This window comes from Bradyrhizobium sp. PRIMUS42 (assembly GCF_023006515.1).
Lineage (GTDB): Bacteria > Pseudomonadota > Alphaproteobacteria > Rhizobiales > Xanthobacteraceae > Bradyrhizobium.
On sequence record NZ_JALBGZ010000422.1, the window covers coordinates 1 to 5666 of the forward strand.

Consider the following 5666-nt stretch of genomic DNA (forward strand, 5'->3'; position numbering starts at 1 on the left):
GACGACGAGCGGCTGGCGCAGGCTTTTCGCCGCTTCGCCGCGGCCGATCCAGGTGAGCAGACCGACGAGGCCGCCGATCGCGAAGGTCGTCGCGGCGAGCTGGAACGCCGGGATCCTTCCAGTCGCCACCGTCATCACTGACAGCAGCGACCACATCAGGATCGCAGTCAATCCGATCAGCGTGGCTGTGCGCGGGGTCATCAATCAAAGGCCTGAGGACGATGATGCCCGGCACGAGGCCGGGCATTTTCGTCTTCACTATCGCCTTGTCGCGCCTGAAGCTACAGGCTTTTGGCTTGCGCAATCTCAGGCCTGATATTGGCCGCCATTGATGGTCATGGTCGAGCCCGTGATGAAGCCGGCCTCGTCGGCCGCGAGGAACACGACCGCGCGCGCAATCTCCTCGGGCTCGCCGAGCCGGTTGACCGGGATCTGCGGAATCACGTTCTTCTCTAGAACGTCCTTCGGCACCGCCTGGACCATTTCGGTGTTGATGTAGCCGGGGCAGATCGCATTCACGGTGATGCCGCCCTTGGCATTCTCGAGCGCGAGCGCCTTGGTGAAGCCGATGTCGCCGGCCTTCGCCGCGGAATAGTTGACCTGACCGAACTGCCCCTTCTGGCCGTTGATCGACGAGATCGAGATGATGCGGCCGAACTTGCGCGAACGCATGCCTTCGATGACCTGGCGCGTCATGTTGAACAGCGAGCCGAGATTGGTGTTGATGACGGCGTTCCACTGATCGAGCGTCATCTTGTGGAAGGCGGTGTCGCGGGTGATGCCGGCATTGTTGACGAGCACCTCGACCGGACCGAGATCGGCCTCGACCTTCTTCACGCCCTCGGCACAGGCGTCGAAACTGCTGACGTCCCATTTGTAGACGGCAATGCCGGTCTCCGCCTTGAACTTATCCGCCGCGGCGTCGTTGCCGGCATAGCTCGCCGCAACCTTGTAGCCGGCCGCCTTCAGCGCCTTGCTGATCGCAGCACCTATGCCCCGCGTACCACCCGTGACCAATGCAACACGTGCCATGTCGTATTCCTTCCCTTGGACTCTTCGGACGTTTCTGACGTGATCGTTTTTTTACTGTGGATTATGGGGGACGTTTGACGGACATCAAGAACAAAACGCCCGGCGTTGAGCCGGGCGTTTCTCTTTAGTCGAGGCTTGCGCGGTTGCGAAGAATATTTGATTTGCAACCGCTGCCTTTTTAGTCGCGTGCAACGCACTAACCGATGTGTGCAGCGCACGCGCGCATGACACGTCAGTTACGTGTCAGCCATCTTCAGTCGCGCGCAATGCACATCGCGATGCCCATGCCGCCGCCGATGCACAGCGTGGCAAGGCCCTTCTTCGAATCGCGCTTCTGCATTTCGTGCAGCAGCGTCACCAGCACGCGCGCGCCGGAGGCACCGACCGGATGGCCGATCGCGATCGCGCCGCCATTGACGTTGACCTTGGAGGTATCCCAGCCGAGGTCCTTGTTGACCGCGCAGGCCTGCGCGGCGAAAGCTTCGTTGGCCTCGATCAAGTCGAGATCGCCGACGTTCCAGCCGGCCTTCTTCAGCGCGGCGCGCGAGGCCGGGATCGGGCCCGAGCCCATGATCTTCGGATCGACGCCGGCCTGCGCCCACGAAACGATTCGCGCGAGCGGCTTCTTGCCTTCCTTGGCCGCCTGCTTGGCGGTCATCAGCACCACCGCAGCCGCGCCGTCATTGATGCCGGACGCGGAGGCTGCGGTGACCGTGCCTTCCTTCTCGAAGGCGGGCTTCAGCTTGGCCATCGCCTCGATCGTTGCGCCATGACGGGGATATTCGTCGGCGCTGACGACGACGTCGCCCTTGCGGGACTTGATGGTAACAGGGACGATCTCGTCGTTGAACTTGCCGGCCTTCTGCGCCGCCTCGGCCTTCTGCTGCGAGGCGACCGCGAACTCGTCCTGCTGGGCACGGGTGATCTGCCACTGCCGCGCCACGTTCTCGGCGGTGTTGCCCATGTGGTAGCCGTTGAAGGCATCCCACAGGCCGTCCTTGATCATGGTGTCCACGAACTCGACCGGGCCCATCTTGACGCCGCCGCGCAGATATTGCGCGTGCGGGGCCATGCTCATGGATTCCTGGCCGCCGGCGACCACGATCTCGGAATCGCCGTTGAGCAGCGCCTGGTAGCCGAGCGCGACCGTGCGCAGGCCCGAGCCGCACAGCTGGTTGACGCCCCAGGCCGGGCTCTCCACCGGAAGGCCGGCGGCAATCGCGGCCTGACGGGCCGGGTTCTGACCCTGGGCGGCGGTCAGGATCTGCCCCATGATGACTTCCGAGACCCGGCCGGGCTCGATGCCACCGCGCTCCAGCGCCGCCTTGATGGCGATGGCGCCGAGATCGTGGGCGGGAAGGGTCGCGAAGGCTCCGTTGAAGCTTCCGACCGGGGTGCGGGCGGCGCTGACGATGACGACATCGTCTGACATGGGCATCTCCTGAGGCTTGAGGTTCTTGAAAGGGGCAGGCGGGGCTTAGGAAAACGGCTCGCCAGTCTCGTCGGCCATCCTGTTAACGTCGTTGAGGCATGTCAATCGGCCGGCGACCGAATTCATGCCGCGGCGCATTCAAAATAGCGTTCTTGGCGCTTTCGCAAGCAAGATTTTGCTCCGCAATTAACCGTGCCGCACAAAACGGTAGCGTGACCCCTTTGAAAATGCTTATTTTGTTGCGTTGCGTACTCTTCCCGCCCTGCGGCATTGCCCGCCGGGTTCCCGTTCTCCGCGCTTGCAAGTGAGAGCCCATGGCGAAATCAGACCAACCCACCACCATCAAGAAATACGCGAACCGCCGGCTCTATAACACCGGGACGAGTACCTACGTGACGCTGGAAGACCTCGCCGCGATGGTCAAGGATGGCGAAGATTTCCTGGTCTATGACGCCAAGACCGGCGACGACATCACCCGCTCCGTGCTCGCCCAGATCATCTTCGAGCAGGAGAACAAGGCCGGCCAGAACCTGCTGCCGACTACCTTCCTGCGCCAGCTCATCCGCTTCTACGGCGACAGCATGCAGATGGTGGTGCCTAAATATCTGGAGCAGTCGATCGCGACCCTGACCCAGGAGCAAGAGAAGTTCCGCAAGCAGATCGCCAATAGCCTGTCCGGCACTCCTTTTGCTCCCTTGGAGGAACAGGTCCGCCGCAACATGGAGCTGTTCCAGCAGACTTTTTCGATGTTCAAGCCCTTCGTCCCGCCGCGGTCGGCGACAAGCGCTGAGACCGAGCCGGACGCGAACGCAGAGGCGCCGAAGGACAGCAACATCGACGATCTGCGCCAGCAGATGAAGGAAATGCAGGAACGCCTGGAGCGGATGTCGAAGAAGGACGAATAGCTCTTTCGTCTGTGCTGGCGCGTCCCCATGTGGTGGATGCGCAAGCTGCCGGCTGAGAGCGATGCTGCCTCGCTCGCTGTCATGCCGGCTTAGTCCGGAGCACGCGCCTTGCCTGACCGAAGCGGCCATTGGGAGCACGTGTACGCCACCAAGGGCGAGGCGGAAGTCAGCTGGTTTCAGAACAGCCCGGCGATCTCGCTCGAGATGATCCGCGCGGCGACGGCGGATCATGACGCCGCCATCATCGATATCGGCGGCGGCGCTTCGCGTCTGGTCGACGCTCTCTTGCACGACGGATATCGCGATGTTGCCGTGCTGGACCTTTCCGCCAACGCGCTCGACGCGGCCAAGCGCCGAATTGGGCAAGCCGCCTCGACGATCGACTGGATCGTCGCCGACGCCACGACGTGGCGGCCGGCGAGGGTCTACGATGTATGGCATGATCGCGCGGCGTTTCACTTCCTGACCGATTCCCGCGACAGGGCTGCTTATGTCGAGCACCTGCGATCTGCGGTTGCGCCCGGCGGCCACGTCATCATCGCGACGTTTGCGCTCGACGGTCCGGAGAAATGCAGCGGCTTGCCGGTGCAGCGCCATGACAGCGCCAGCCTTGCAGCGGAGCTGGGGCCGGAGTTCGAGCTGGTCGAGACGCGCGGCGAGACGCATCATACGCCGTGGAATTCGACGCAGGCGTTTCAGTTCAGCCGATTTCAGCGACGGGGCTAAGAAGTCGGTGTCATGCCCCGCGCAGGCGGGGCATCCAGTACACCGCGGCCCATCGGGTCAATCACTGCGGCCTCTGGAATACTGGATCGTCCGCCTTCGCGGACGATGACAGCGGTGTCCGTGGCGCGCATGCGAGCCTAAGCCGCCAGCTTCACCGCATGCGCAAAGTCCCAATAGAGCTTGCGCGCTTTGGTGTAGAACGGGCCCGGCTTCAGCTCGCGCTCGTCGATGCGGATCACCGGGGCGACCTTGGCGAAATTGCCGGTGGAGAAGATCTCGTCGGCGGCCAGGAAATCGGCATAGCGCAACGTCTTCTCGACCACGGTGACACCGTCGCCGCGAAGCAGATTGATGACGCGTTGGCGCGTGATGCCGTTGAGGAACGTGCCGTTGGGCACCGGCGTATAGACCAGGCCGTCCCTGGCCATGAACACGTTGGAATTACCAAATTCCGCGACATTGCCGAGCATGTCGAGCATCAGCGCGTTCTGGAATCCGCGGGAAGCGGCTTCCGCAAGCGCGCGCGAATTGTTCGGATAGAGGCAGGCCGCCTTCGCCTCGACCGGCGCGCATTCGGCGGTGGGCCTGCGAAACGGCGACAGGGTGATGGCGTTGCCGACGGGCTTTGGCATCGGCGCCTCGTAGATGCACAGGCACCAATTGGTGGTCTCGGGGTCGAACAGCACGCCGCCACCGGCCCCGTTCTGAGCCCAATACATCGGACGGACGTAGAGCTCGGCATTCGCCGCGAAACGCGCGATGCCCTCGTTTGCGAGCGTGAGCCAGGTGCCGGTATCGACCACCGGCTTCAGGCCAAAATTGATCGCGGATTGATTGGCGCGCGCGACGTGTCGGTCGAGATCGGGCGCGACGCCCTCGAACGCGCGTGCGCCGTCGAACACCACCGAGCCGAGCCAGGCCGCATGCGTGCGCGGGCCCATGATCGGCACATTGCCGTCGTGCCATTTGCCCTCGAAGAAGGTCCAGCTCGGCGAATATTCGATCGGCTTCTTGATTTCGGCCATGACCGGCCTCCCCTTGGAAATACCCGGGCACTATTGTCCCAATTTCTAAACGATTTGCTGCGGGACTGGCACCCTCCCCTGGCGGGTAAAGCAGGCCAAACCGGCTATAATGCGAGCAATGATACGGAGTTCACCATGCCGCTCGATCCGCTCGCAAGGCGCTTGTTGACCATGATGGCTGCGGCCGCGCCGCAGGCAAGAAGCCGGCCGAGCGTGGAGGCGCGGCGGCAATCGCTGGCCAAGCTGATGCAGTTCGCGCGCACCGATGCGCCGGATGTGACGACACGCGACGGTGTGCTGCCCGGCCGCGCCAGCGAACTGCCCTATCGACTTTACACGCCGGCAAATGCCGAGGAGCGCGCGCCCGGCTTCGTGTTCTTTCATGGCGGCGGCCTCGTCGCCGGCAGCATCGCCACGCATGATCGCATCGCAGCGGCGCTGGCGCATGCGACCGGTTGCCGTCTCGTCTCGGTCGACTACCGACTCGCGCCGGAGCACAGATTTCCTGCCGCCGTCGACGATGCGATCGCCGCCACCGAATGGGTT

6 protein-coding genes and 1 pseudogene are annotated in these 5666 nt (G+C 63.5%); 3 read left to right on the top strand and 4 right to left on the bottom strand.

What is annotated here, in order from left to right:
* The 3 genes and pseudogenes from MOV75_RS25415 to MOV75_RS25425 all read right to left on the bottom strand — a co-directional run.
* Positions 1-201, bottom strand: a pseudogene (locus MOV75_RS25415) (EamA family transporter); the annotation flags it as partial.
* 105 nt (positions 202-306) lie between these two features.
* Complete coding sequence (phbB, locus tag MOV75_RS25420) at positions 307-1032, bottom strand: acetoacetyl-CoA reductase (protein WP_246927927.1); 726 nt, start codon at positions 1030-1032, stop codon at positions 307-309.
* Positions 1033-1285: 253 nt separating this feature from the next.
* On the bottom strand, positions 1286-2464 hold the full coding sequence (locus MOV75_RS25425; protein WP_247006802.1) for an acetyl-CoA C-acetyltransferase: 1179 nt from the start codon (positions 2462-2464) through the stop codon (positions 1286-1288).
* A gap of 314 nt (positions 2465-2778) precedes the next feature.
* On the opposite strand from MOV75_RS25425, the gene phaR reads away from it, so the two are divergent.
* The gene (phaR, locus tag MOV75_RS25430) at positions 2779-3369 is read left to right on the top strand and encodes a polyhydroxyalkanoate synthesis repressor PhaR (RefSeq protein ID WP_246927940.1); all 591 of its coding nucleotides are present in this window, start codon (positions 2779-2781) and stop codon (positions 3367-3369) included.
* Positions 3370-3477: 108 nt separating this feature from the next.
* Positions 3478-4095, top strand: coding sequence for a trans-aconitate 2-methyltransferase (locus tag MOV75_RS25435; RefSeq protein WP_246927942.1), 618 nt, complete (start codon positions 3478-3480; stop codon positions 4093-4095).
* 137 nt (positions 4096-4232) lie between these two features.
* Here the strand turns inward: MOV75_RS25435 and MOV75_RS25440 are convergent, their stop codons facing one another.
* Positions 4233-5120 carry a branched-chain amino acid aminotransferase gene (locus MOV75_RS25440; protein WP_246927944.1) on the bottom strand — a complete coding sequence of 296 codons (888 nt, stop codon included), beginning with the start codon at positions 5118-5120 and terminating at the stop codon, positions 4233-4235.
* Between the two features lie 135 nt (positions 5121-5255).
* On the opposite strand from MOV75_RS25440, the gene MOV75_RS25445 reads away from it, so the two are divergent.
* Positions 5256-5666, top strand: a 411-nt coding sequence (locus MOV75_RS25445) for an alpha/beta hydrolase fold domain-containing protein (RefSeq protein WP_247006803.1), incomplete at its 3' end; no start/stop codon positions are given.

Coding starts and splice junctions, on each gene's coding strand:
- phbB (WP_246927927.1), bottom strand. CDS start 1,032: ATGGCACGTGTTGCATTGGTCACGGGTGGTACGCGGGGCATAGGTGCT.
- MOV75_RS25425 (WP_247006802.1), bottom strand. CDS start 2,464: ATGTCAGACGATGTCGTCATCGTCAGCGCCGCCCGCACCCCGGTCGGA.
- phaR (WP_246927940.1), top strand. CDS start 2,779: ATGGCGAAATCAGACCAACCCACCACCATCAAGAAATACGCGAACCGC.
- MOV75_RS25440 (WP_246927944.1), bottom strand. CDS start 5,120: ATGGCCGAAATCAAGAAGCCGATCGAATATTCGCCGAGCTGGACCTTC.